Below are 23054 nucleotides of genomic sequence, written 5' to 3'. Positions count from 1 at the left end.
TTAGGGTTCCAGAACAGGAGAGACAGCGCGGCTGGTCCACGCCGGTGTGACCCACGAGAAGAATCCGCCGCAACGCCGCCGAACGGTACAGGCTTCACAGGCGGGTAGGTAGTCGTTCTTCCAGGGGGAAATGCTTTGAACCGCATAAGGCCACAGGGAGCGGTCCAGCGTGCACAACTGCAGGTTGTAGAGAGAGACGGAAATCCCGCCTTCAGCAAGCGTTTCCACGGCTGCGGCCAGCACTGCCCTGTAGTCGGCCGGGTCGGCCCAGAGTTCGCGCTGATGCGCCCTGGCGAAGCCAATGGGCTCAATCCCCATCAGGGCGACGTGCTCCACGAAGGGCAGGTTCCGCCAGATGTAGCGGGCCAGCTGCACCAGTCGCTCAAGGGTCGGTCGAACCAGTACCACCCGAATCTCAACGCGCTGCTCTGCGGCGTCGAGTGCATACAAGCCACGCAGGGTCTGGGCGAAGGCACCCTCGCTTTGCACGACATAGTCATGAAGCGCGTAGTGGTCCCCGTAGAGGGGCACACCCCAGCTCAGGTTCGGATGGAGGCCGGCAAACTGGGCGTGCAGGCCTGGATCGCGTAGCCGCCCGTTGGAGAGGATATGAACATGCGTATCCGGTAGCGCTGTCGCGCACTTCCGGACAACGTCGACCAGACCCTGTCCCAACAGGGTGGGCTCGCCACCGGTGATCGCCAGCGAGGGCTCCTCCCGGTCGATCAGCTCGATCAGTTCGAGCAGGTGCTGGATGCGCCAGTTGTCTTCAACCTCCCGCGGCGGCTGCGAACACATCAGGCAGTAGCTGTTGCACCGCTCTGTGGCGAACAGCACGTTGCCGGCATCGCCGCGCCGGTAGCGGATCGCCACCTTGTGCCCCGTTGGGTTGAGCTCGACAACGTCCCCCGGCTTGCAGATGCCCGGCGCTCCCCGCAAGTGAACAACGGGGAGCGTACTTGCCACCGCTGCGCCTGGCGGCGGCATCACGGCTCCCCAGGGAAGCTGCAGCAGGGATTCACTCAACTGCCGGGGAGTGACGTTCCGAAGGTCCAGCGCAAGGCGTTCGAAGGGCAGGCGAGACTGAGCGAAATCGCCCAGGTCCACCACCTTCAAGAGCGACGCCTTGGCAGACGGCGACAGTTCCGCCTTGGTCTCAAGCGGCAACATCGGCAACCTCGTCAGTGGATGCCTTGGGGATCGCCCAGGATCGGAGCAGGCGCCGGGTCCACGGATCTGCAGTCTCGTAGCGCTCCAGGAGAAAGTCGAACAGACCCATGTTGCGCTTGCAGAAATCGCTGCTCGGCCTGTGCCCGATGACGTCGCCCTGACGGGCATAGTGTTCAATCGGCTCCGCCCCGCACAGGGGTACGAACGCGCAATCGGCGCAGGTCGGCAATGCCTCTGCCACGCCGGCGTCCAGCAGGCGGGCCATCGCGGGAGATGCCAGCCAGTGGGCCACCGGCTGGGACACGTCGCCCAGTGAGAACGTGCTGTCGCCCATGGCGGCGAGCATCCTGGCTTCGTCGGAGGGATACACGCGTCCGTCGTGATCGTAGATCACGGCACCCAGCCCGGCGCCCGACGGCGAACGCAGGTCGACATAGCCGTGACCAAAGGAGGTGAAGAGCTGGGAGAGCAGCAGGGAGGCGTAGGTTTCCTCCATCGCATAACCCGAGCGATTGAGCGTAACCAGATGCGCGAAGGCCCGCCGGTAGAAGCCAATGTAATCCGCCGTCGAGTAACCGGTACGTGCGGCCGTGCGGGTGGCGAAGCCGTAGGGGCTCAATGGCCGCAGCGAGATGCTGTTGAAGCCCAGCTTCCGATACTCGTCGATGATGGCTTCCGGGACCTCAAGGCTGCGCCGCGTCAGTGTCGTCAACGCCGACACCCCCTCCGCGCCGAGCCACTTTCGGCCCAACTCGATGCCATCAAGGGTTCGGCGGTAGCTGTCGCGGCCGGGGCGTGGTCGATTCGCGTTGTGAAGCCATTCCGGGCCGTCCAGGGACGTGGAGAGCTTGAATCGGTGCTCTGCAAGGAAGGCCAGTTGGGTTTCGGTGAGGTCGTGCAACGTAGACGCCAGGACGAACCGCAGGGAGCGCCGGGCCGACTGGTTGCGCTCCACGATGCGCCGGGTGATTGCCATCACCTGATCAACGTTGAGCAGGGGTTCACCGCCCTGGAATTCGATGGTGAGCTCTTGGCTTGGCCACTCGAACAGGCGCTCCACGGCCTGTTCGGCGTGTGGTCCGGTCATGTCGAACTGGGTCGCGGTGGTCTCCTGGCGGGAAACCTGACAGTAGCTGCACGTGTGATGGCAGCGCAGCGAGACCACGAAGATGTGGAGGGCCGGGCCACCGAGGATGTACGACTTCCGGCTACGTATTTGACTGAGCAGTGGAGACAGGCTGCTGCGGTCGATCCCGGCCATGACCAAGTGGCGGGCTTCCAGGTCGGCAAAGAGTGGCGAATCGGGGGTCAGTTCATGGGAAACAAGACGCTGGACATCGTCCATGCCCATCACCAACCAATCGCCCGCCATCGAGGACACGAACGCCCGGTCCATGTCCCACGGCAGCCGCCGGAACCGAAATGGCAGGATTCGATACGCCTGCGGGCCGACAAACGCCTGCGGGAGCCTAAACCGGGACATCAACGCCTACCGGAGGCCGGGCCTGGAGCAACGCCGCCCGGATCAGTTCTTCCTGCAACCCCGCCGTCTCCGCGCGGACCGATGCCCTGAGGCGCTCATCCAGCAGATCGCGCGAGAATCGTTCGGTGATATCGGATGGGAGCGCTTCGCGCTCCTTGGCCGAGAAAATGACGACCAGACTGCCGTCCTGGATTTCCAGCGTCACATTCATTTCGCCCGTGTGGCGATGCGCCGCACGAGCCACCACCTCATCTGAATATAGACGCCGATCAACCGTGTAGTGCGAGCGTTCCATTGCCCATCCCCTTTCCCTTTGGATGATCGAGAGTTTCGGCGATCTACTCTGTGGACCGAGCATCAAGCGGGTGCGCGGCGCAGTCAATAAGACGTTTCTTATTTCCTCCAGCTGATCCTGTCCCCCCTCTTCCGGGCGACTAGATGAAGCCTTCCGCCTTGGCGCGGGAGATGAGCTGGATGGTGTTGTTCACGCCCAAGTGCTGCATCAACGCGTACTTGTGTGATTCCACGGTTCGGCGCGAGAGCTCAAGTTCGGCGGCAATCTGCTTGGCAGAAAGTCCACGCTCCGCCAGCTTCAACACGGACAGCTGCGCGCCGGAGGGAATGAAGCGTGCCGCGCTGTGGCGATAGCTCATGGCCACCGCCACCCCCTGGCTGATGAACATCTCACCCCGCATGGCGTGCTCGATTGCCGTCAGCAGCTCGTCACCCGATGCCTGCTTCAGCACGTACCCTTTCGCCCCCGCCGCGATTGCCTTGCGCGCGAGGGCAGGATCGTCGTACATGGTCAGCATGACGACCGGAACAAGGAAGCCGAAGAGCCGCATCGCCTCCAACGCCTGTATGCCGGAAATGCCCGGCAAGCCGATGTCCAGCACGACCACGTCGGGCGATGCGAGCAGCATCGCGGCCAGCAGGTCTTCGCCCGAGAACACGACATCGACGCTGCGTACATTGCCTCTGAGCAGGCGCTGGACGCCGTGGGCCACCACGACGTGATCATCCACCATCAGCACCTGAAGGCCGGAAATAATAGGCGCCATGGAATCCCCCGATTCGACCCTCACGTCCTGCTACAGGCTGGTTGCGCGCTCTCCCTGGCGGGTGCACAGATCCTTCCATGGCCAAAAAATGCTACCGGGCAGGTGAAGGCGGCGCGAATGTCTGAAGACACGGGGGGATAGGTTTCAAACGGCTACGTTCCTGCACCATGGCAGCTCATCCGTGTAACTTCTTCGCGACCACACTTTTCTGAGATCGCGAGCTGCTTTCCAAACTGATATGCGGTGAAGAGTACCGAGAGCAAGATGCATGACGCCAGAAATGCAGTCCGATGCCGGCTGTCTCGCAATGCGCTTGCCGAAACGCAGAGGAACGCCCCCACGAAAAAGATGGGATCACCGCGAAGCCCGAGAGAGACAAGTACGGCCGCGCTTCCCAGCGTGAGCAGCAGGTACATTGTGGAGGTAGTCTTCACGTCTGTCATGGTGGCTCTGCGCCGAGTAGGAAAAGAGGTCCACGGGCCCGGTCTTCTGCAGCATCTTTAGTGCGATTGGATGCCATTCGAAACTCTACTGTCTGTCAAGGATCAGGAGCAAGTGAATCAAGCGGTTCTGCCAGTGAAGTTACTCGAATTGCGGGCGCTGGAGCAATGAGCCTATTCTCATATGCCGTTTCCTGGTGACGATGGTCCTCGGTTGCCATTGATGCCTCACGGGGTCTCGCGCGCATTGGCGAAGTAGCGGCCAATTGCGACATTGTCTTGATGGACCCTTCGCCACTCATGGCGGTTCCTGGAGCGAGTATCCAGTGATCGTATGTTGACAACAGAGATTCATAGATTGAGCTTCCATATCCATGAAAGCCTCGACCTTAATCTCGACCCTGGTGATTGCCTGTTCACCGTCGATCGCGGCAGCGAATTCCAAGCCCTACGAAGCCGGGTACGCACTTGGCGCTTCGGTGGCGCGGGCTGTTGACACCTACGGACCCTATCTAAGGTATATCGCCTTGGCTGGCGTCATTGGTTGGCTGGTATCGCGGCGAGCGAAGGCAAAGCGCCGTCGAGACATTGATGCCTAGCTGTTGTGCGCACTCGCAGCGATCCGCGCCAGGGAAGTTGCAAAGAGAACCCAACAGACACGAAGTCGGCGAGTTGCGCAGCTTGCCCTTGTTGGGCTGACTGTGTGGACCTTGATCGCGCACTGTGTTGCGCGATGAATGACGCCGACTCATATCAATAGTGCATGACTGATATCCAGCTGATGCACTGTTTCTATCAGTCCATGGCAGTTAGCTTCTAGTCCTGACCCGAGAACGCCCGTGCGCAACGCGCGCTGGGCTGGGTGGCAATTCCGGACTGGGAGACCCCTTCATGAAGCACACCCTGCACGCCACACTGTTGGCACTGACAATCGGCCTGGCCGGCGTCGGCAGCGCCGCCGCCGCCGACTACGCGCTCAACCCCTACACCCTGGCCTACGACGGCGCGATCACCCGCAATGCACCGGGCGAGGTCAACATCCATCCGGTGACCTACCCGCTGGATGGCATCCAGATCGCGGCCAACGTGTACACGCCCGCCCACTATGACCCGGCGAAGAAGTACCCGGCCGTGGTGGTCGCCCATCCCAATGGCGGGGTGAAGGAGCAGGTGGCCGGTCTGTATGCGCAGCGCCTGGCCGAGCAGGGCTACATCACCATTGCCGCCGACGCCGCCTACCAGGGCGCCAGCGGTGGCCAGCCACGCAGTGTGGACAAGCCCGCGCTGCGCATCGAAGACATCCACGGCATGGCCGACTACATCACCCGCTATCCCGGTGTGGACAGCGCGCGCCTGGGCCTGCTGGGCATCTGCGGCGGCGGCGGCTATTCGCTGGCGGCGGCGCAGACCGACAAGCGCTTCAAGGCGGTGGCGACGATCAGCATGTTCAACTCCGGCCGCGTGCGCCGCAACGGCTATGTGGATTCGCAGCTGCAGACCCTCCAGCAGCGCCTGCAGCAGGCGTCGGAGGCGCGCGCGCAGGAAGCCGCCGGCGGCGAGGTGCAGTACACCGGCGATGCCAAGCTCACCGACGCGCAGATCGCCAAGCTGCCGTACGACCTGTACCGGGAGGGGTTTGCGTACTACGGGAAGACCCATGCGCATCCCAATTCCACCTTCCGCTACACCACCAGCAGCCTGCTGGACCTGATGCGGTTCGATGCCACCGATCAGATCGCGCTGATCAGCCAGCCGCTGCTGATGATTGCCGGCAGCAAGGCCGACAGCCTGTACATGACCGAAGACGCCTTCGCCAAGGCGACCGGCACCACCGACAAGGAGCTGGCACTGCTGGACGGCGCCACCCATATCGAAACCTATTGGGTGCCGCGCTATGTGGACACTGCGGTGGGCAAGCTGACCACGTTCTACGGCCGGACGCTGGCGCAATGACCGGCGATCGCACGCCCGCCGGTTCCAAAGCGTTGCTCGGCCTTGCACTGAGCGTTGCCGCCCCGTTTGCCGGTGCGGCCGAAGCTGCCGAAGCGGTTGAGCAGAGAATCACCCGGGCGGGCACGCAGTCGTCGCTCACGGGCGCGGCCGCCAACTTCGTCGGCAAGGTGCGGGTGGATCCGCTGTTCCCGGCGGACCCGCGTGTTCCGGTCACGGCCGCGTATGTCAGCTTCGAGCCGGGAGCGCATTCGGCATGGCACAGCCATCCGGCAGGCCAACGCCTGGTGGTGACCGCCGGTGTCGGGTTGACGCAGGAATGGGGCAAACCCGTGCAGCAGATCCATCCTGGCGACGTGGTGGTCTGCCCCGCAGGCGTGAAGCATTGGCACGGTGCGGCACCCCACAGCGCGATGACGCATCTGGCGGTGACCGGGACGCTGGAGGGGACGACGGTGACCTGGCTGGAGCAGGTCAGCGATGAGCAATACCGCGAGGCCACTGCGGCCATTGGTGCACCGGTAGCCGGTGCACTGTCAGCCCGGCAACAGGCGATACCGCTGATTGCGGCAGCCGTTGCCAGCAGCAACATGCCGCAACTCAACGCGGCGCTGCACCGCGGGCTGGATGCCGGGCTGACGCTCAGTGAAGCCAAGGAGATTCTGGTGCAGCTGTACGCCTATGCCGGCTTCCCGAAAAGCCTCAACGCATTGGGTGAGTTGATGGCAGTGGTGGAGGCACGCAAAGCGCAGGGCATCGTAGACGCGCCAGGGCAGGCGCCGCGCGGCGAGATTCCGGTGGGCGACGCGCTGCGGGCGGTGGGCACGGCCAACCAGACCCGCATCTCCGGTGCACCGGTGACGGGACCGGTGATGGCGTTCGCCCCGGTGATCAACCAATACCTGCAGACGCACCTGTTCGGCGATATCTTCGAGCGTGACAATCTGGACTGGCAAAGCCGCGAGCTGGCCACGGTGGGTGCACTGGCGGCCATGCCCGGGGTGGAGGCGCAGTTGCGCTCACATATGGCGGCCAGCCAGCGTGTGGGGCTGAGCCGCGCACAGTTGCAGCACGTGGCCGAGCTGCTTGCCCACAGCGGCGACGTCGCCGCATCTGCACGCGCGGTGCAGGCACTGGAGCAGGCACCGGCTCCTTCGCGCTGATCAACTGCAACCCATCAACGCCGTTCAGAGCCGATGCGCGCTGTTCTGGTGTGAACAGGAGCGCGCTTTGACGAAAGGCGCGCTCAGTTTTCCTGATAGTCGCTTTCATCGTACGTGCCCGCGACCGTGCAGGTCAGCTGCACAGTGCCACCTTCGCCAAGCATGAGCTCGCCCATCTTTGTCGTACGTCCACCGGCTGCGTTGAGCTTGGCCGCCTTGCGTACGGCGGCAGCAGTGACGCTGAGATCGGCGGTGTAGCTTTCGCCCATCTCGCCGTCCGGGTCGATGAAGATGGACACCTCGCGTACCGGCAGGCCGAACGCGGTAAACGGCACGGGCGGCTTGATCGGCTTGAGTGCGCCGGTTTCATCGCGGGGCAGGGCCTTCCACGCGGCAGCGGCGGCGTCAGGCTTGGCCCGGCATTCCAGTGCTGCCTGGATGGCAGGCGCGGCGGCCTGCCATTGCACTGCGTCGAGTGCGTGTGCCGCTGGCGCGGCCAGTACGCTCACCAGCAACGGGGCGAGGGTCTTGATTCGTGCGCCGCGTAGCGACGGCATCCACTGGATCTTGGTCATTGAAAGGCATTCCGGTTGCACTGTGGGGGTTCAATTGCGAGAGACCGCCGCGGCGGTGACTCAGGCAGCACCAGTCTACTGTGCAACTACGGGCTGAAATGCATCAGGCCGCCCATTGGCGGCCTGATGGTCTACACGGCTGTGACGCTTAGAAGAAGATCGCGTACAGGATCAGCAGCGGGATCGGTACGCCAAGTGCCCAAAGCAGCAAGGTCTTCATGGTCAGTCTCCTTGTTCGATGATGGAGTTACAGGTCGCGGCGACGGCCGCCCCACGTGGCACTCAGGCTCGCAAAGAAGGCGCCGATCAGCAGCGTGATGAACAGCCACAGCGCGGCATAGGCGGTGGCCTTGCGTGCGTCGTCTGCTACCTGCTTGGCCTTGTTCTTGGCTTCTTCCAGGGCAGCACGCATGCGCGTCTGGATGTCGGTGACGCGCGCCTCTGCTTCGGCCTGGCTCATGCCGGTTTCGCGAGCTACCACCTGCGCCAGATACGCCTTGTCCGCCGGATTCAGCCCTTCGGACTGCAGGCTGGTGACGATGATGCGGTTTACTTCAGCACGCACCTCGCGACGATCGCCACCCGGACCCTGGCCGGGCCTCGGGCCCTGCGGCGGAATCGGGCGCGGCGGCGGCGGAACGGTGCCGGGCGTAGGGCCGGCGGTCATTGCCGAGGGATTCATCGGCGCGGCAGGATCTGCCGTCATTGGAGCCGGCGCATTGGCCGGGTTCGAGGTGCTGCGGAAGAACGAATCCACCCAGTAATTCAGGTCGCCTTCTTCCGAGCCCATGGCTGCGGTGCCGGCACCTGCAGCAGCCGCACCGGCCGTGGTCGCAGCGCCGCCTGCGGCCGCGCCCACCGTCTTGACGCCGGTTCCGAGAATGCCGCCAATGGCCGAGGTCAGCAGGCCAGCGGTCAGCAGCGTGGCCGCCGCCCAGGAAACGAAGCCGTGGGCGGTATCGCGGAAGTAGGTTTCATCGCCGTGGATGCGGGTCCACTTCGTGCGCAGGCGCCCGGCAAGATAGCCGCCGAGGCCGGAGGCCGCCAATGCGGTGAAGGTCAGCCACACAATGCTGCCCCAACCGAAGGTTTCCTTGGAGACACCGTCGAACGACCACGGCGACACCGAAGACAGGCCCAGGCCGATACCGAGGATCAGCAGGACGAGCGAAAGCGCAGCGGCAGCGACCGCGCCAGCAAGAATTGCGCCCCACGACACGGCGCTTTCCGGGGCAGGTTCAATGACGGATGTCTGGGTAACGACGGCGATGTCGGGCCCGGACGCCCCGGGCTGGGGATACTCGATTCGGCTACTCATGGGCAGTGCGTTCCAATTGAATGCTGCAAATGCAGCTGGCCCTGAGGCTGCGCGCGAGGCCGTGAAATCGGTGAGACATGGGTTTTCACTTGGCGTATGCGCGCTGATCGTTTGAAGGACACGCCGCGACGGGGTAGAGCGGACTGTTAGTCCGCTGCTTGCGAAGAGCAGCGGACTAACAGTCCGCTCTACCCCGCCGGGTGCATTCTGCGCAGTGGTCTCGCCGGCCTTCGCATTGCTATCCGCCTCCGATCGGTCTCTTCAGGCGTGGTAGATTCGCGACGAAAGCATGGGGACACTGGCATGACCAAGCGGTCTGTTGGAGATGAAATTTCTGCACCCGATCGCGGTGACGCCGCGCGCACGTCGGATCTGCGCGCGCGTTTGATGTCGATCACTGCCTTCGCGTTGATTGCGGGTTGCGCGAATGGTTGGCAGCTCGGCAATGGTGGTTCGGCGGCAGCCAGCCTGGCCATTGAATCAAGAAGTGAGAGCGTGATGGACCGCCTCAAGCAGGATGTTGATCGACTGCTCAATACTCGGTTCGATGATGTTGAAGCACTGGACCGGCAGCTTGGATCTCAGCTCGGGCCAGTGCGGCAAGAAGGGCAATTCAACGTGCGCCATGCGCAGGGTGGGAACATTGCGGGCGCTGCGCTGGAGGGTATGGAGCTTCGGAGCGCGCAGGACGATCCCAGCCACGCAACGTTGGTTCTCGAACTCGCACCTTCTGGTCTGGCCATGGAAGATGCGCCCTGGCCCGCAGCGGTTTTGTATCCACCTCGCCCTGATGCGCCTGAATCCACTGCGCATTGGTCGCTTCAGGTAGGCAACGCATCGGTAGTGTTCGGTCTGGCACCGGACCAGGTGCACGTGCGCTACATATCAATCAGCAAGCGCTAAGCACCCGATCCGTCCCGGCGGGGTAGAGAGGACTGTTAGTCCGCTGCCTCGCTCACCGCGAATCCGGGACCAGCGCATCGATACGCACCCTCTCTTCTGGGCAGTGCGCAGGAATGGCGGTCGCCTGTGCGCCGGCCTCCGCGCGTGAGGTCTCGCCACCACCGTACCGGGAGCGCGTGCCGAGCCTCAGTGTCTGACCGGTCGCGTCATCCCTTATCTCCCCTAACTCCCGGTCGAGCGAGAACCTGGGTCCGAAAACCACCGCACGATCGGCTCCCTTGCTCCGGAGCACGAAGCATCCATCGCTATCGACAATTCGGCCCTGCAGCAACCCTGTCAGGGAGATCTCTCCAAGCCCTTCCTGGGCCGGCAAACGGGTGAGGAAGGGCGTGCTGCCGTCGCGCGCACCGCTGCTGGAAGCGCAGCCTGAGAGCGCGGCAATGGCGAGGACGAGCGCGGCACGATGCATGAGGCAGGGCTTCATTGTGGTGTGTCCGGATGCCTGAGCTTACAGCTGAGGTAGAGCGGACTGTTAGTCCGCTGACTCGCAGCGAAGGCAGCGGACTAACAGTCCGCTCTACCCCGTCGTGCGCGTCTTGAGGATCGTGAGGGTCGTGAGGGTCGTGAGGGTCGTGAGGGTCATGCGGGTCATGCGGGTCGTGCGGGTCATGTGCGTCGCGTGCGTCACGCGCGTTGTGTGCCACTCAGAACAGCTGGCCCTGCGGCGAATCCGCTCGCGGCGGCAACGGCCGCAGAAACTTCGTGCAGTCCAGTTTCGGCCAATGGCTGTTCTGCGCGTTGAAGCCGATGCGCTTGCGGGCCAGCTTGAAGCGGTTGGACAGCAGATCGGCATACACGCCTTCGCCGCGCATGCGGGTGCCAAATTCGCTGTTGTAATCCTTGCCGCCGCGCAGCTGGTTGATGGTGCTCATCACATGCGCAGCGCGGTCGGGGTGGTGGGTGTCGAGCCAGTCGCGGAACAGCGGCGCCACTTCCAACGGCAGGCGCAGCAGCACGTAGCCGGCAGTGGATGCACCCGCGTCGTGGGCGGCTTCGAGCACCGCTTCCAGTTCGGCATCGTTGATCCAGGGAATCACCGGGGCGACCATGACGCCCACGGGAATACCGGCCTCATGCAGGCGGCGCATGGCGCGCAGGCGCGCATGCGGGGCGGAGGCCCGCGGTTCCAGTTTTGCCGACAGGTGCGGGTCCAGCGAGGTCACCGAGAAGTGCACACTGACCAGGTTTTTTTCGGCCAGCGGTGCGAGCAGGTCGATGTCGCGCTCGACGAGGGCGTTCTTGGTGATCAGCGAGAACGGGTGCTGGGTTTCCAGCATTACTTCGATCAGCTGACGGGTGATCTTGAGCTTGCGCTCGATCGGCTGGTAGGCGTCGGTGTTGATGCCCAGCGCGATTGGCTGCGGCACGTACGCGGGCCGCGAGAACTCCTTGCGCAGCAACTGCGGGGCGTTGGTCTTGGCGAACAGCTTGGTTTCGAAGTCCAGGCCCGGCGAGAGGTTGAGGTAGGCGTGGGAAGGACGGGCGAAACAGTACGAGCAGCCGTGCTCGCAGCCCCTGTATGGATTGACCGATTGGCTGAAGCCCACGTCCGGGGACTTGTTGCGGCTGATGATGCTGCGTGCGGTTTCGGCGCGCACTTCGGTGCGAAGGCCGGGGGCGGCGAATTCTTCGCTGTCGTCGGGGTCCCAGCCGTCGTGCACCGCTTCGCTGACGGTGACCTCGAAGCGGCCCGCCAGGTGTGTGGTGGAGCCTCGGCCCTTGATCGCGATACCCATCTTCAGAGGCTATCGCTGCGACGTCTCATGGAATGAGACGTTCGGTCGGGGAGGGGCGTGGGCGTCGGGGTGTGCATGGGTTAGTAGTATTACTAACCACAGGTGCGTAGGGAAGTGGAATCCGTGGCGCCGTTGGGTTTCGGCTGAATGGTTTGGGTTTGTTCCCCAGGGTTATCCACAGGGGTGACGGGTGGGGCGGTTTGGCCGCGAAGAGCGGCCGGGCAGAGCCCGGCGCTACGGGATTGCGCAGCGTTCCGGGGGCGGCGGGTTCCGGCATTGCCGGATCGCGGTCCCCGGCTGGCGTTGCTTACAGCAGCGCCAGGTAGCCCTTTACGGTGCTGTCCAGGCCCGCGTAGAGGGCCTCGCTGATCAGAGCGTGGCCAATCGACACTTCGAGGACGTTGGGCACCGTTTGCAGGAAATCGCGGAGGTTTTCCTGGGAAAGGTCGTGGCCGGCGTTGACGCCCAGCCCCGCAGCCTGGGCACGGCGGGCGGCGTCGGCGAACAGGGCGAGCATGACGGTGGCATCGCCAGCCGCATGCGCTTCCGCGTACGGACCGGTGTAGAGCTCGATGCGGTCGGCACCGATGGCTGCTGCCTGTTCCAGGTCCGGGTTGCCGGCATCCACGAACAGGCTGACCCGGCAGCCGTACGACTTCAGTTCGGCGATCAAGGGGCGCAGGCGCTCGGCGTCGCGGCCGAAGTCGAACCCGTGGTCGGAGGTGAGCTGGCCGTCGCTGTCGGGCACCAGGGTGGCCTGGGCCGGGCGGGTCTGCGCGCACAGCGGCAGCAGGCCGGGGTAGCCCTCACGCGGGGGCGCGAAGGGGTTGCCTTCGATATTGAACTCGACGCCGCGTGCGCGGGTCAGCGCCGACAGCGCAATGACGTCCTCGGCGTGGATATGCCGGCGGTCAGGCCGCGGGTGCACGGTGATGCCGTGCGCACCGGCGTCCAGGCAGGCGCGCGCGGCCTGCAGGACGTCCGGGTCGCTGCCGCCGCGCGAGTTGCGCAGGACGGCGATCTTGTTCACGTTGACGCTGAGCTGGGTCATGGGCTTACGGGATATCGGTCTCGTCGCGCTCGGCGTCGCGGCGGGCCTGCGCCTGCTCGCGCAGCCGGCGCAGTTCGGTGGGGTCGATGACGCTGTGGATGTCGTCGTGCATGCCGCTCTGTGCGTCGCCGAACTGGGCCACATAACGCCCCCGCACCCAGGCGAGGAAGAACAGCAACGCGCCCAGCAGCGAGAGCAGCATGATGCCGGTGGACGGTGTTTTGATGGCGAAGGCGAAGCAGCCGATGGCCAGCAGCAGGAACAGCCAATACATTGTCATTACTCCCCGTTTTGACCGGCCCAGTGTAGCGCCGGCACCCTCGCGGGTTCCACGTGGCCGGGTTAAAGAAGCGGCGAGGCCAGCCGGGCGAAGGCCTCGGGTACGCGGTGCAGCCACAGGGACCGCTTGCGGTCATTGCGCACCGGGGTGGCGGCGGCAAACTCGGCGGCCAGGATCGTTTCCAACGCCGCCACGCGGTCGGGGCTGGTGATCATCATCGACAGCTCGAAGTTGAGGCGGAAACTGCGGTGGTCGAAGTTGGCGCTGCCGGCGATGCAGACGTCGTTGTCGGCAATGAACGCCTTGGTGTGCAGCATGCGCGGTCCGTATTCGTAGATCTTGACCCCTGCCTGCAGCAGCTCGTCGAAGTACGAGCGCGCGGCCTGGGTGACGAACCAGGAATCGCTCAGCTTGGGCACCAGCAGGCGTACGTCCAGCCCGCCCAGCGCGGCGGAGGTCAGGGCCATGCGCGCGGCCTCGCCGGGCACGAAGTACGGGGTGACCAGCCAGACCCGCTCGCGCGCTTCGTGGATGGCCGCCACCTGCAGGCGGTGGATGGTTTCCCAGGAGGAATCCGGCCCGGAGACGAGCACCTGGGCATTGATCGGGCCCTCCTGGCGGCTCGGCACATCGTTCGGCCACAGCTGTGCGATGGCGAAGCGTTCCTTCGGCTCGCCGGTGGCGTAGATCCAGTCTTCGACGAACACCAGCTGCAGGCTGCGCACGACGTGGCCTTTGAGCCGCATGTGCAGGTCGCGGTAGGCGTCCGGATTGCGGCTTTCGTCTTCCTCGTCGGTGATGTTGATACCGCCGGTGAAGGCGACCCGGCCGTCGATCACGACCAGCTTGCGGTGGGTGCGCATGTTCAACCACGGCCGCTTGAACGGCTTGAGCAGCTGGCGCGGATGGAACCACGCGACCTCGCCACCGGCGTCGAGCAACGGCTGCAGGAAACGCGTGCGGATGGCCGAGGAGCCTACCGCATCGAGCAGCAGGCGCACGCGCACGCCCGCGCGGGCACGCTCGACCAGGGCGTCGCGCAGGGCGGTGCCGGCATGGTCGGGGTTGAAGATGTAGTACTCCACATGCAGGTGGTCGCGGGCCTCGGCCACGGCGGCGATCAGGGCCGCGTAGGTCTGCGCGCCATCCACCAGCCATTCGACCTCGGTGGCCGAGCTGGGTGCCAGGCCGGTGGTGGCCTGGGCGATCTTGGCCAGCTCGGTGCAGTCGGCATCGGGCGGGCACACGCTGCTGTAGTGCTCCATGCCGGAGCGGGCACGACCGCGGCGCAGCCGCTGCCGCTTCACCTTCTGCGGGCCGAGCAGGTAGTAGATGAAGAGGCCGAGGTAGGGCAGGGCGGCCAGCGAAAGGATCCAGCTGAGCGTGGCCACCGGTTCGCGCTTCTGCAGCATGATCCAGCCGGTCAGCCACAGCAGGTACAGCACGTAGGCGGCGATGAGCAGCGGGCGCAGGTGCGGAACGGCATCCAGCCAGTGGAGCCAGTCGGCGAGCGCGGGGTAGGTGGCGAGCATGCGCGGATGATAGCCGGACAGACGCGTCCGCTGTGTGCAACAAAAAAAGCGCCCCTGTTTCCAGGGGCGCTTTCCAGTCGCGTCATGACTTGGGTCTTGCGTATTACTGCTGCTGGAACCCGATCTTCTTCATCTGCGCGTTCTTCGCGGCGGCCAGAACCTTGGCCATCACGTCGTACTCGGAGTCCGGGCTGGCATCAATGCGCAGTTCCGGCTGGTTGGTCGGGTCACGCTGCACTTCCTGCTCCATGCGCTGCTGGAGTTCGCCCGTAGCGATCGGGCTGTTGTTCCAGGTCACCTGGTTGCTGGCGTCGATCCGCAGCTCAATCGGCGGCGGCGGCTCGACCAGCTGCGGCGGTGGGTTGAGCACGCGCTGCGGCAGGTCCACGGCGATCGGGTACGTCATGATCGGCGCGGTAACGATGAAGATGATCAACAGCACCAGCATCACGTCCACGAGGGGCGTGACGTTGATGTCGGCCATGGGGCCTTTGCCACCACCACTACTGAATGCCATGGCTTATTGCCCCTTCTCTTTGGTGGCAACGAAGCCAACGTCGAGCATGCCCTGCTCCTGCGCAATCTTGGTCATCTCGTTGATGACACGCATCTTGGTGGTGCGGTCACCACGCAGATTGAGCGGGGGCTGGGGGGTCTGCTGGGCGGCGGTCGCCAGGCGCGACTCGAGAGTCTGCTTGTCGATCTCTTCGTCGTTCCAGTAAATCGAGCCGTCTTCCTTCACCGCCAGGGTGATGGGGCCCTTGCGATCAGCCGCATCTTCCGGCTTCTGCACCAGGTTGGCCTCGGGCAGGTCGACCTTGACCTTGTGGGACATCAGGGGCGCCGTGATGATGAAGATGATCAGCAGCACCAGCATCACGTCCACGAGGGGCGTAACGTTGATGTCGGCCATGGGGCCGCCGCTGTTACCACTACTGAAAGCCATAACGGGCTCCGTCTAGATCGTGTTGACTACGTTCTCGCTGGGTACAGCGCGTCGCAATTAGCGGACGCGCGAACCGGTGGCGAAGAAGTCGTGCAGGTCGTGAGCGAACGTATCGAACTTGCTGATCGTGGCGCTGTTGATCTTGCTGAAGAAGTTGAAGGCGAACACGGCCGGGATTGCCACGAACAGACCGATGGCGGTCATGATCAGGGCTTCACCCACCGGGCCGGCAACGGCGTCGATCGAGGCGGAACCGGTGGCACCGATCTTGATCAGCGCGCCGTAGATGCCCCACACGGTACCGAGCAGACCCACGAACGGAGCGGTTGCGCCGACGGTGGCCAGCAGGGTCATGCCCGACTGCAGGTTGTTGCTTTCGCGGGTCACGGCCTGACGCAGGGCGCGGTCGACGAACTCCGAACGGCTCAGGTTTTCACCCAGGCCACCGGTCGAGCCGCCTTCGGCACGCTGGTGGTGGGCAGCTGCCTGGGCAGCGTCCAGAGCGATCTTCGAGAACGGCTCGGAAGCCGGCTGTTCTTCCATCGCACGGATGGCGTCCTGCGCGTTCGGGGTATCCCAGAACAGGCTCACAACCTTGTCGGCAGCGCTCTTCAGGCGGGTAGCACGGAAGATGTTGATGACGGTCCAGTACCAGGACATGGCCGACATGATGACCAGGGTCAGCAGCACGACCCAGGAGACCGCGAAATCACCCGGCTTGGTGGTCATTTCGTGGAGAAGGTGTTCGAAGCCCATCTGCGAGAGGGCGTTCCCAGAGTTGCCCCCGGCAGCAGCGGCGATGAAGAGTTCCTGCAGCATGACGCTTACCTTTGTTGTGTGTGGTGATGAATGGTGTTGCTAGTAAATAACCGGCAGGGCGGTGGCCGGCGGGCCACCCACCACTGTCAGTTCAGCGCAAAGTTGACCGGGACGCGAACGCGACCTGCGACCTTCTTCCCGCCCGACTCCGCAGAACGGAAGCTCCACTTGCGAGCTGCTTCCATCGCGGCGCGGTCGAGGTCACGGTTACGGCTGGACTTTTCGACCGACACATTGGTGACGTTGCCATTGGCATCGACATCAATGATCAGGATGACTTCACCCTGGATACCTGCGCGGAATGCGGCCGGCGGGTAACGCGGGGGGTTCATGTTCTTCGACGAGATATCGACGCTGGCCTCGATGGAACTCGGCGGCTGCGGCGGACTCGGCGGAGACGGCGGCGTAACGATGTCGTTTGCACGCGGTTCCGGTACGTCAACCACCGGTGCCTGCGGCGGCGGTGGCACCGGCGAGGGCTTCGGCGGCGACAGGTTCTTGACCGGCGGCGGCGGCGTTTCAGTCGGCGGCGGCGGCGGCGGCGGCGGTGGGGGCGGCGGCGGAGCGTCGACCAGGGTCACCATGATGTTGCGTTCCTTCTCCGTAGCGGCCTTGGGGGCCACGGCGGGGATCAGAAGCAGCATCAGGGCGGCGAGATGCAATGCGATTACAAAGGCGATACCCACGATGCGCGGCCAGCTGAGGCCGGTGTCATCGCGTTGTTCGTACCTGTGAACGACTAGTTGTTCCGTCATGCGCCAAGAGCTCATTAGTGGGGCCGGGTACCCGGGGACAGGTAGCCCATGATCAGCGGTGCATGACACCGCAGGAACCTCCAAGCTTATACCAATCCTGAGCGCCTGCGCATGAATGTCGCAGGCGTTCAGGCGTTATTCCTACTTACTTCAGGTTGATGATTTTCTCAGCATCCTTGGGGTTCTTCACGCCCTTGGCCTTCGCCTGGCGCGCGGCCTCCTTGGCCTCCGGAATGCGACCTTCGGCATGCAAAACGCGTGCCAGATTCAAGTAGGTTTCACCGTCCTTGGAAAGCGGGGCAGCCTTCTGCCACGCTTCGATCGCCTTGTCCGCCTGCTGCGGGTCGGAGTAGTAGTACGCCTGGGCCAGGGCCAGGTAGACCTGGTAGTCCGGCTTCAGGATGCCCTTCTGCAGCCCGTCGTTGATGACGTTGATGACTTCCTTTTCCTTGTTCTCGGTGTTGGCGTAGATCGAGTAGAGCTGCTTGTACTCGCGCTCGTCGGTCAACTTGCCCCCCTTGTACAGGGTGTCCATCACCGCAGCGGCCTTGTCCATCTGGTCCGCCTGCATGTACATACTGGCCAGGTTCATCTGGGCCTTTTTGTCTTCCGGGTTGCGCTTGGCAATGGCCTCGGCTTCCGCGACGGCTTCACCGGTCTGGCCGGCTTCGGACATGGCGGCCATGAGCAGCTGGCGCCAGTTGTCCTTGGCGTCGGCGCCGGCAGCGGCGATGGCCTGCTTCAGCACCGGGATGGCTTCCTGGTAGCGCTCCTGCTGATACAGGGCCTGGCCCTTGATGATCAGCTGCTCCGGCTTGGCCGACTTGGTTTCGGCGAAATACTTGTCCAGCGTGGCCAGACCGGCGGCCGTCTCGTCGTCCTGGATCTGCAGCTGGCCCAGCATCAGCATCGACTGGTAGTGGCCGTTGTTGTCCAGGCCACCCAGCTCCAGCACCTGCTGCAGGTACTTCTTGGCCGCCGCATTGTCGTCCGTGCCGTAGGCCGCCTGCGCAGCCAGCTGCGCGGCCAGCGACTTGTCGTACGCGTTGGCGGCGCTGTTGGCGAGGATTTCATCGGCCAGTGCGCGGGTTTCGGGGAACTTCTGATCGTTGTAGCTGTCGATCAGTTTCTGCAGCTGCTTGCCCAGCTTCGGCGATGCCTTGATGTTCGGTTCGGCGCGGGTGGCGTCCGGGAACATCACCTCGGCCTTGGCCTGCTTGGCACCGCCACGTTCGCTGCGGCTCTGGGCCACGGCATCAGTGACCACCACGCCACCGAGGGCGGTCGCGATCAGGAGGGAAAGCACGGCTTGCTTGTGGTTGCTGAAAATCATCGTTCACCTCGATCAAACCGCCGCGGCGGCATCAATACGGACTGTCAGAAAAATCTGAGCCGCCAAACGTATCAGAAACTGATGGCGTGAGAAATCGTTTCCGATGCTGCAATACAGCATCCTTTAGTCGCATTACCCGCACTTCGGACGCCGCCCGGCCGCCTGGGCCTGCTGGAACACGCCGCTCAGGGCCGGGGCATCGCGCTGAAGTTCGCGGATCCGGTTGGCAGGATCCGGATGGGTGGACAGCCATTGCGGCGAACGACCACCACTGGCGGCCATCATGTTCTGCCAGAGATTGACGGCCTGGGCCGGATCGAAGCCCGCCTCGGCCATCAGCCGCTGCCCGACCACGTCGGCCTCGCTTTCCTGGGTGCGCGAGCCTGGCAGCAGGAACGCCGCCTGGGCGCCGGCACCGCCGAGCTGGTTGACCGTGCTGGCCGCGCCCTCGCCGTAGGCTGCGCCGGCCAGCACGCCGAGTACGGCCAGGCCGGTCTGCGTGCCCATCTGGCGGGTCAGGCGTTCCTCGTGGTGGCGCGAAATGACGTGGCCGATCTCATGCCCGATCACGGCGGCGAGCTGGTCCTGGTTCTTTGCCACGGTGAAGATGCCGGTGTTTACGCCGACCTTGCCGCCGGGCAGGGCGAAGGCATTCGGCTCGGGGTCGACGAACACGGCGGTCTCCCACCGTACGCCACGGTACTGTGGCGGCAGCTGCGCGACCAGCGCATTGACCACGCACTGCACATAGCCGTTCTGGCGGCCATCGGTGCTGACTTTTTCTTTCTGCTTGGTCTCCGCGAAGGCCTGCGCGCCCAATTGATCCAGTTCGGCCTGCGATACGCCGCCCACCATCTGCCGGCGCCCGGTGGGCGAGGTGGTGGTGGCGCAGGCGCTGACCAGCAGTGTGATGGCAAGCCCGAGCAGTAAGGGTTTCAAGGCGGGGACTCCCGTGTTCATGTCTGCAGTGTGGCGGGGTGGGTTGTAAGGTTTCGTCAAGCCGGCGGGGTCAGTGCATGCCCAGGAACATCAGCGCGCCCAGCGCGATGGCATTGTTCAGGCCATGCGCGACAATCGGCGCCCACAGGGTGCCGGTGCGTTGGTAGAGCCAGGCGAATGCGGCGCCCATGCCGCCGTAGACCAGCCACAGCTGGGCAATTTCCCACGGGCCGTTGGCACTGGTGCCGGGCACTTCATGGACCAGGGCGAAGGCCAGGCTGCTGAGCAGCATGCCCAGCCAGGGGCGGCCGGCCTGCCACAGGCGGCCGAAGAGTACGCGGCGGAACAGCAGTTCTTCGTAGGCCGGTGCCAGTACGACCGCGAACAGCGCCAGGAACCAGGGGAAACGCGCCTGGGCCTGCTCCATCAATGCCAGGTTGGTGGGCACCGGTTCAACGCCGGCCTGCTTGGCCAGCCACGCGATCAGGTTGCTGCCGATCACCACGCCGGCGGCGACGAGCAGGGTCCAGCCCCAGGTGGAGGGCCGACGCGCGGCCTGCAGCGAAGCGCTGCGCTCCGCGCCATCGGCACGCCGGCGCAGGAAGTACAACAGCAGTGCGGCGCCGCCGGTGGCGAACAAGGCCATCAGGATCTGCGCAAGAGCACCGGGTTGGCCCACCTGCTGGACCAGGCCTTCGTCGAGGCTGACGCCCCCTTGACGTGCCACGACGACCGCGCGGTACAGACCCCAGAACAGGCCACCGAGCATGCTCAGGGCCAGCAGGGCGAGGGCGGCAAGGCCGAAATCGATCAGGAAACCCGCGAGCGGGGAGCCGGGCTTTCGCGGAGGAGGCTGCGGCAGGGCAGGCGGCAGCGGAGGCGTGGCGGACGCCGGGGCAATAACGGACATCGGGTTCCTGGCAGCAAGAGGCGGCGGCCGGGCCGGTTGCAGGTCGCAACCGGCCGGCCCTGTGCCGATTGTGTCAGATATCCAGGTTGGCGACCCGCAGCGCGTTGTCTTCGATGAAGTCGCGGCGCGGTTCGACCACATCGCCCATCAGGGTGCTGAAGATCTGGTCGGCAGCCACCGCGTCTTCGATCCGCACCTGCAGCAGGCGGCGCGTATCGGGGTTCACGGTGGTGTCCCAGAGCTGCTCGGGATTCATTTCACCCAGGCCCTTGAAGCGCTGGATCTGGCGCCCCTTCTTGGCTTCGTCCAGCAGCCAGTTGCGCGCGTCGGAGAAGCTGGAGATCTCACCCGACTTCGCACCACGCACGATCTTGGCACCGTCGCGAACCAGGCCATGCAGCAGCAGCGAGGACTGGTGCAGGGCACGCAGTTCGCCGGTTTCGAACGCCGACAACGGCAGTACCTGGATCAGCTCTTCGCCCATGTGGCGGCGGGTCACCAGCAATGCTGCCGGACGCTGTTCGGTGGGTTCCTGCAGTTCCAGGCTGAAACGCGGCGAGCCCAGGCTGCCCCGGTTGAGGCGGGTCGCCAGTGCGGCCAGGCCTTCATCGGCACCCGCCTTGCGCAGGTGTTCCAGGTCCATCGGGGTGAAATCGACCAGTGCTTCGAGCAGCTGGCGATCGTAGCGATGGGTGTTGCGGCCGATCGATTCCTGCGCCGACGCGTAGGCGAGCAGCAGCTTCTCCAGTGCAACGCCTTCGATGGCCGGCTCATTGTCGGCCGGAATCAGCGAGGCGTTTTCCACCGCGTTGCTGGCCAGGTAGGCGTCCAGCGCGGGGTCGTCCTTGAGGTACAGCTCCTGCTTGCCCTGCTTGATCTTGTACAGCGGCGGCAGGCCGATGTAGATATGGCCGCGCTCGATCAGCTCCGGCATCTGCCGGTAGAAGAACGTCAACAGCAGCGTGCGGATATGCGCGCCGTCGACGTCGGCGTCGGTCATGATGATGATGCGGTGGTAGCGCAGCTTGTCCGGGTTGTATTCGTCGCGGCCGATGCCGGTACCCAGTGCAGTGATCAGCGTACCGACCTGGTCCGAGGCGAGCATGCGGTCGAAGCGGGCGCGTTCCACGTTGAGGATCTTGCCGCGCAGCGGCAGCACGGCCTGGTTCTTGCGGTTGCGGCCCTGCTTGGCCGAGCCACCTGCCGAGTCACCCTCGACGATGAACAGCTCGGACAGCGCCGGATCCTTTTCCTGGCAGTCGGCCAGCTTGCCGGGCAGGCCGGCGATATCCAGCGCACCCTTGCGGCGGGTCAGGTCGCGGGCCTTGCGCGCCGCTTCGCGCGCACGCGCGGCGTCGACGATCTTGCCGGCGATGGCCTTGGCTTCGTTCGGGTTTTCCTGCAGGAACTCTTCCAGGCGCTGGCCGAAGGCGCTTTCCACGGCCGGGCGCACGTCGGAGCTGACCAGCTTTTCCTTGGTCTGGCTGGAGAAGCTCGGGTCCGGCACCTTCACCGACAACACGGCGATCATGCCTTCGCGCATGTCATCGCCGGTCAGGTTGATCTTGGCCTGCTTGGCGATGCCGTTCTGCTCGATGTAGTTGTTGAGCACACGGGTCAGCGCGCCGCGGAAACCGGCGAGGTGGGTACCGCCGTCCTTCTGCGGAATGTTGTTGGTGAAGCAGTACATCGTTTCCTGGTAGGAATCGGTCCACTGCAGCGCCACATCCACGGTGATGCCGTTGGATTCACCGGTGACCGAGATGACGTTCGGGTGCAGCGGGGTCTTCAGCTGCGCCAGATGCTCCACGAAGCTGCGGATGCCGCCTTCGTAGTGGAAGTCATCGCGACGGCCATCGCCACGTTCGTCGCTGAGGACGATCTTGACGCCGGAGTTGAGGAACGAGAGCTCACGCAGGCGGCGGGCCAGGATGTCGTAGTGGAATTCGACGTTGTCGTGGAATGCCGTCACCGACGGCCAGAAGCGCAGGGTGGTACCGCGCTTGGTGCTGGCTTCGACCTGATTGAGCGGGCTGACGGCCGCGCCATCGGCGTATTCCTGATGGAAGTGGAAGCCGCTCTGGAAGATATCCAGCGTCAGCTTCTGCGACAGCGCGTTGACCACGCTGACGCCGACGCCGTGCAGGCCGCCGGAAACCTTGTAGCTGTTGTCGTCGAACTTGCCACCGGCGTGCAGGACCGTCATCACGACTTCTGCGGCAGACACGTCGCGGCCGAGCTTCTGGCTCATCTGCCCGTGCTTGCCGGTCGGAATACCGCGGCCGTTGTCGGACACCGACACCGAGCCATCGGCATGGATCGTGACCGCGACGTGGTCGGCGTGGCCGGCCAGGGCCTCGTCGATGGAGTTGTCGACAACCTCGAACACCATGTGGTGCAGACCGGTGCCGTCATGGACATCACCGATGTACATGCCAGGACGCTTGCGGACCGCCTCCAGGCCTTCCAGGGCGGTGATGCTGTTGGCGTCGTAGTTGCCGCTCGTTGCCGGGGTGTTCTGTTCTTCAGTCATTGCGCTTGCCATAGGCTCCGCAGTTCGGGCCGCCGCCGTAGGGCGGGGCACCGATGGATAAGGGGTTGCAACAGCAATTATACCAGCCGGGCGCGTC

23 protein-coding genes and 1 pseudogene are annotated in these 23054 nt (G+C 64.5%); 5 read left to right on the top strand and 19 right to left on the bottom strand.

The features are described 5' to 3' along the window. The 4 genes from hxsC to ACREPD_RS03205 form a co-directional block, all read right to left on the bottom strand. Positions 1-1170 carry a His-Xaa-Ser system radical SAM maturase HxsC gene (hxsC, locus tag ACREPD_RS03220; protein WP_431597947.1) on the bottom strand — a complete coding sequence of 390 codons (1170 nt, stop codon included), beginning with the start codon at positions 1168-1170 and terminating at the stop codon, positions 1-3. After that, positions 1157-2653, bottom strand: coding sequence for a His-Xaa-Ser system radical SAM maturase HxsB (gene hxsB / locus ACREPD_RS03215; RefSeq protein ID WP_431597946.1), 1497 nt, complete (start codon positions 2651-2653; stop codon positions 1157-1159). The genes hxsC and hxsB overlap by 14 nt, the downstream gene beginning before the upstream one ends. Continuing rightward, the gene (locus ACREPD_RS03210) at positions 2640-2948 is read right to left on the bottom strand and encodes a hypothetical protein (RefSeq protein ID WP_431597945.1); all 309 of its coding nucleotides are present in this window, start codon (positions 2946-2948) and stop codon (positions 2640-2642) included. The genes hxsB and ACREPD_RS03210 overlap by 14 nt, the downstream gene beginning before the upstream one ends. Positions 2949-3087: 139 nt before the next feature. Further along, positions 3088-3714 carry a response regulator transcription factor gene (locus tag ACREPD_RS03205; RefSeq protein ID WP_431597944.1) on the bottom strand — a complete coding sequence of 209 codons (627 nt, stop codon included), beginning with the start codon at positions 3712-3714 and terminating at the stop codon, positions 3088-3090. 814 nt (positions 3715-4528) lie between these two features. Here ACREPD_RS03205 and ACREPD_RS03200 point away from each other — a divergent pair. The 4 genes and pseudogenes from ACREPD_RS03200 to ACREPD_RS03185 all read left to right on the top strand — a co-directional run bounded on the left by ACREPD_RS03200 (position 4529) and on the right by ACREPD_RS03185 (position 7267). Further along, positions 4529-4753, top strand: coding sequence for a hypothetical protein (locus ACREPD_RS03200; protein ID WP_431597943.1), 225 nt, complete (start codon positions 4529-4531; stop codon positions 4751-4753). 292 nt (positions 4754-5045) lie between these two features. After that, positions 5046-6107 (top strand): alpha/beta hydrolase, encoded by a 1062-nt coding sequence (locus ACREPD_RS03195; protein WP_431597942.1) that lies wholly within the window; start codon positions 5046-5048, stop codon positions 6105-6107. Continuing rightward, positions 6104-6601 (top strand): annotated as a pseudogene (locus tag ACREPD_RS03190) ((R)-mandelonitrile lyase); the annotation flags it as partial. The gene ACREPD_RS03195 and the pseudogene ACREPD_RS03190, both read left to right, overlap by 4 nt. 12 nt (positions 6602-6613) lie before the next feature. Then, positions 6614-7267 (top strand): carboxymuconolactone decarboxylase family protein, encoded by a 654-nt coding sequence (locus ACREPD_RS03185; RefSeq protein WP_431597979.1) that lies wholly within the window; start codon positions 6614-6616, stop codon positions 7265-7267. An 83-nt stretch (positions 7268-7350) separates the two neighbouring features. Here the strand turns inward: ACREPD_RS03185 and ACREPD_RS03180 are convergent, their stop codons facing one another. Beyond that, positions 7351-7842 carry a hypothetical protein gene (locus ACREPD_RS03180; RefSeq protein ID WP_431597941.1) on the bottom strand — a complete coding sequence of 164 codons (492 nt, stop codon included), beginning with the start codon at positions 7840-7842 and terminating at the stop codon, positions 7351-7353. Between the two features lie 247 nt (positions 7843-8089). Further along, a complete protein-coding gene (locus tag ACREPD_RS03175) occupies positions 8090-9160 on the bottom strand; it encodes a hypothetical protein (protein ID WP_431597940.1) in 1071 nt (356 codons plus the stop codon). A gap of 303 nt (positions 9161-9463) precedes the next feature. On the opposite strand from ACREPD_RS03175, the gene ACREPD_RS03170 reads away from it, so the two are divergent. After that, positions 9464-10063, top strand: a complete 600-nt coding sequence (locus tag ACREPD_RS03170) for a hypothetical protein (RefSeq protein WP_431597939.1) — start codon at positions 9464-9466, stop codon at positions 10061-10063. 52 nt (positions 10064-10115) lie between these two features. Here the strand turns inward: ACREPD_RS03170 and ACREPD_RS03165 are convergent, their stop codons facing one another. From ACREPD_RS03165 to gyrB, 13 genes are all read right to left on the bottom strand, one after another. Further along, on the bottom strand, positions 10116-10547 hold the full coding sequence (locus ACREPD_RS03165; protein WP_431597938.1) for a hypothetical protein: 432 nt from the start codon (positions 10545-10547) through the stop codon (positions 10116-10118). Positions 10548-10767: 220 nt separating this feature from the next. Next, the gene (locus tag ACREPD_RS03160) at positions 10768-11859 is read right to left on the bottom strand and encodes a PA0069 family radical SAM protein (protein WP_431597937.1); all 1092 of its coding nucleotides are present in this window, start codon (positions 11857-11859) and stop codon (positions 10768-10770) included. 307 nt (positions 11860-12166) lie between these two features. Then, a complete protein-coding gene (locus ACREPD_RS03155) occupies positions 12167-12910 on the bottom strand; it encodes a pyridoxine 5'-phosphate synthase (protein ID WP_431597936.1) in 744 nt (247 codons plus the stop codon). Positions 12911-12914: 4 nt separating this feature from the next. Beyond that, a complete protein-coding gene (locus tag ACREPD_RS03150) occupies positions 12915-13184 on the bottom strand; it encodes a hypothetical protein (protein ID WP_431597935.1) in 270 nt (89 codons plus the stop codon). A gap of 68 nt (positions 13185-13252) precedes the next feature. Then, positions 13253-14722, bottom strand: coding sequence for a cardiolipin synthase (cls, locus tag ACREPD_RS03145; protein ID WP_431597934.1), 1470 nt, complete (start codon positions 14720-14722; stop codon positions 13253-13255). 103 nt (positions 14723-14825) lie between these two features. Further along, positions 14826-15239, bottom strand: a complete 414-nt coding sequence (locus ACREPD_RS03140) for an ExbD/TolR family protein (protein WP_431597933.1) — start codon at positions 15237-15239, stop codon at positions 14826-14828. 3 nt (positions 15240-15242) lie between these two features. Continuing rightward, positions 15243-15668 carry an ExbD/TolR family protein gene (locus tag ACREPD_RS03135; protein WP_392923058.1) on the bottom strand — a complete coding sequence of 142 codons (426 nt, stop codon included), beginning with the start codon at positions 15666-15668 and terminating at the stop codon, positions 15243-15245. Positions 15669-15725: 57 nt separating this feature from the next. Beyond that, entirely contained in the window at positions 15726-16487 is a 762-nt protein-coding gene (gene exbB, locus ACREPD_RS03130; RefSeq protein WP_431597932.1) for a TonB-system energizer ExbB, read from the bottom strand. 86 nt (positions 16488-16573) lie between these two features. After that, positions 16574-17242 carry an energy transducer TonB gene (locus tag ACREPD_RS03125; protein ID WP_431597978.1) on the bottom strand — a complete coding sequence of 223 codons (669 nt, stop codon included), beginning with the start codon at positions 17240-17242 and terminating at the stop codon, positions 16574-16576. Between the two features lie 145 nt (positions 17243-17387). Then, on the bottom strand, positions 17388-18575 hold the full coding sequence (locus ACREPD_RS03120) for a tetratricopeptide repeat protein (RefSeq protein WP_431597931.1): 1188 nt from the start codon (positions 18573-18575) through the stop codon (positions 17388-17390). Positions 18576-18707: 132 nt separating this feature from the next. Then, positions 18708-19514, bottom strand: a complete 807-nt coding sequence (locus tag ACREPD_RS03115) for a M48 family metallopeptidase (protein ID WP_431597930.1) — start codon at positions 19512-19514, stop codon at positions 18708-18710. 70 nt (positions 19515-19584) lie between these two features. Next, positions 19585-20424 (bottom strand): CPBP family intramembrane glutamic endopeptidase, encoded by an 840-nt coding sequence (locus ACREPD_RS03110; protein WP_431597929.1) that lies wholly within the window; start codon positions 20422-20424, stop codon positions 19585-19587. Positions 20425-20497: 73 nt separating this feature from the next. Then, positions 20498-22957 (bottom strand): DNA topoisomerase (ATP-hydrolyzing) subunit B, encoded by a 2460-nt coding sequence (gene gyrB, locus ACREPD_RS03105; protein WP_431597928.1) that lies wholly within the window; start codon positions 22955-22957, stop codon positions 20498-20500. Positions 22958-23054 lie beyond the last annotated feature (97 nt).

The sequence above is a fragment of the Stenotrophomonas sp. genome (genome assembly GCF_050737075.1).
Classification (GTDB): Bacteria; Pseudomonadota; Gammaproteobacteria; order Xanthomonadales; family Xanthomonadaceae; genus Stenotrophomonas.
This window is presented reverse-complemented; position numbering and strand designations above follow the sequence as displayed.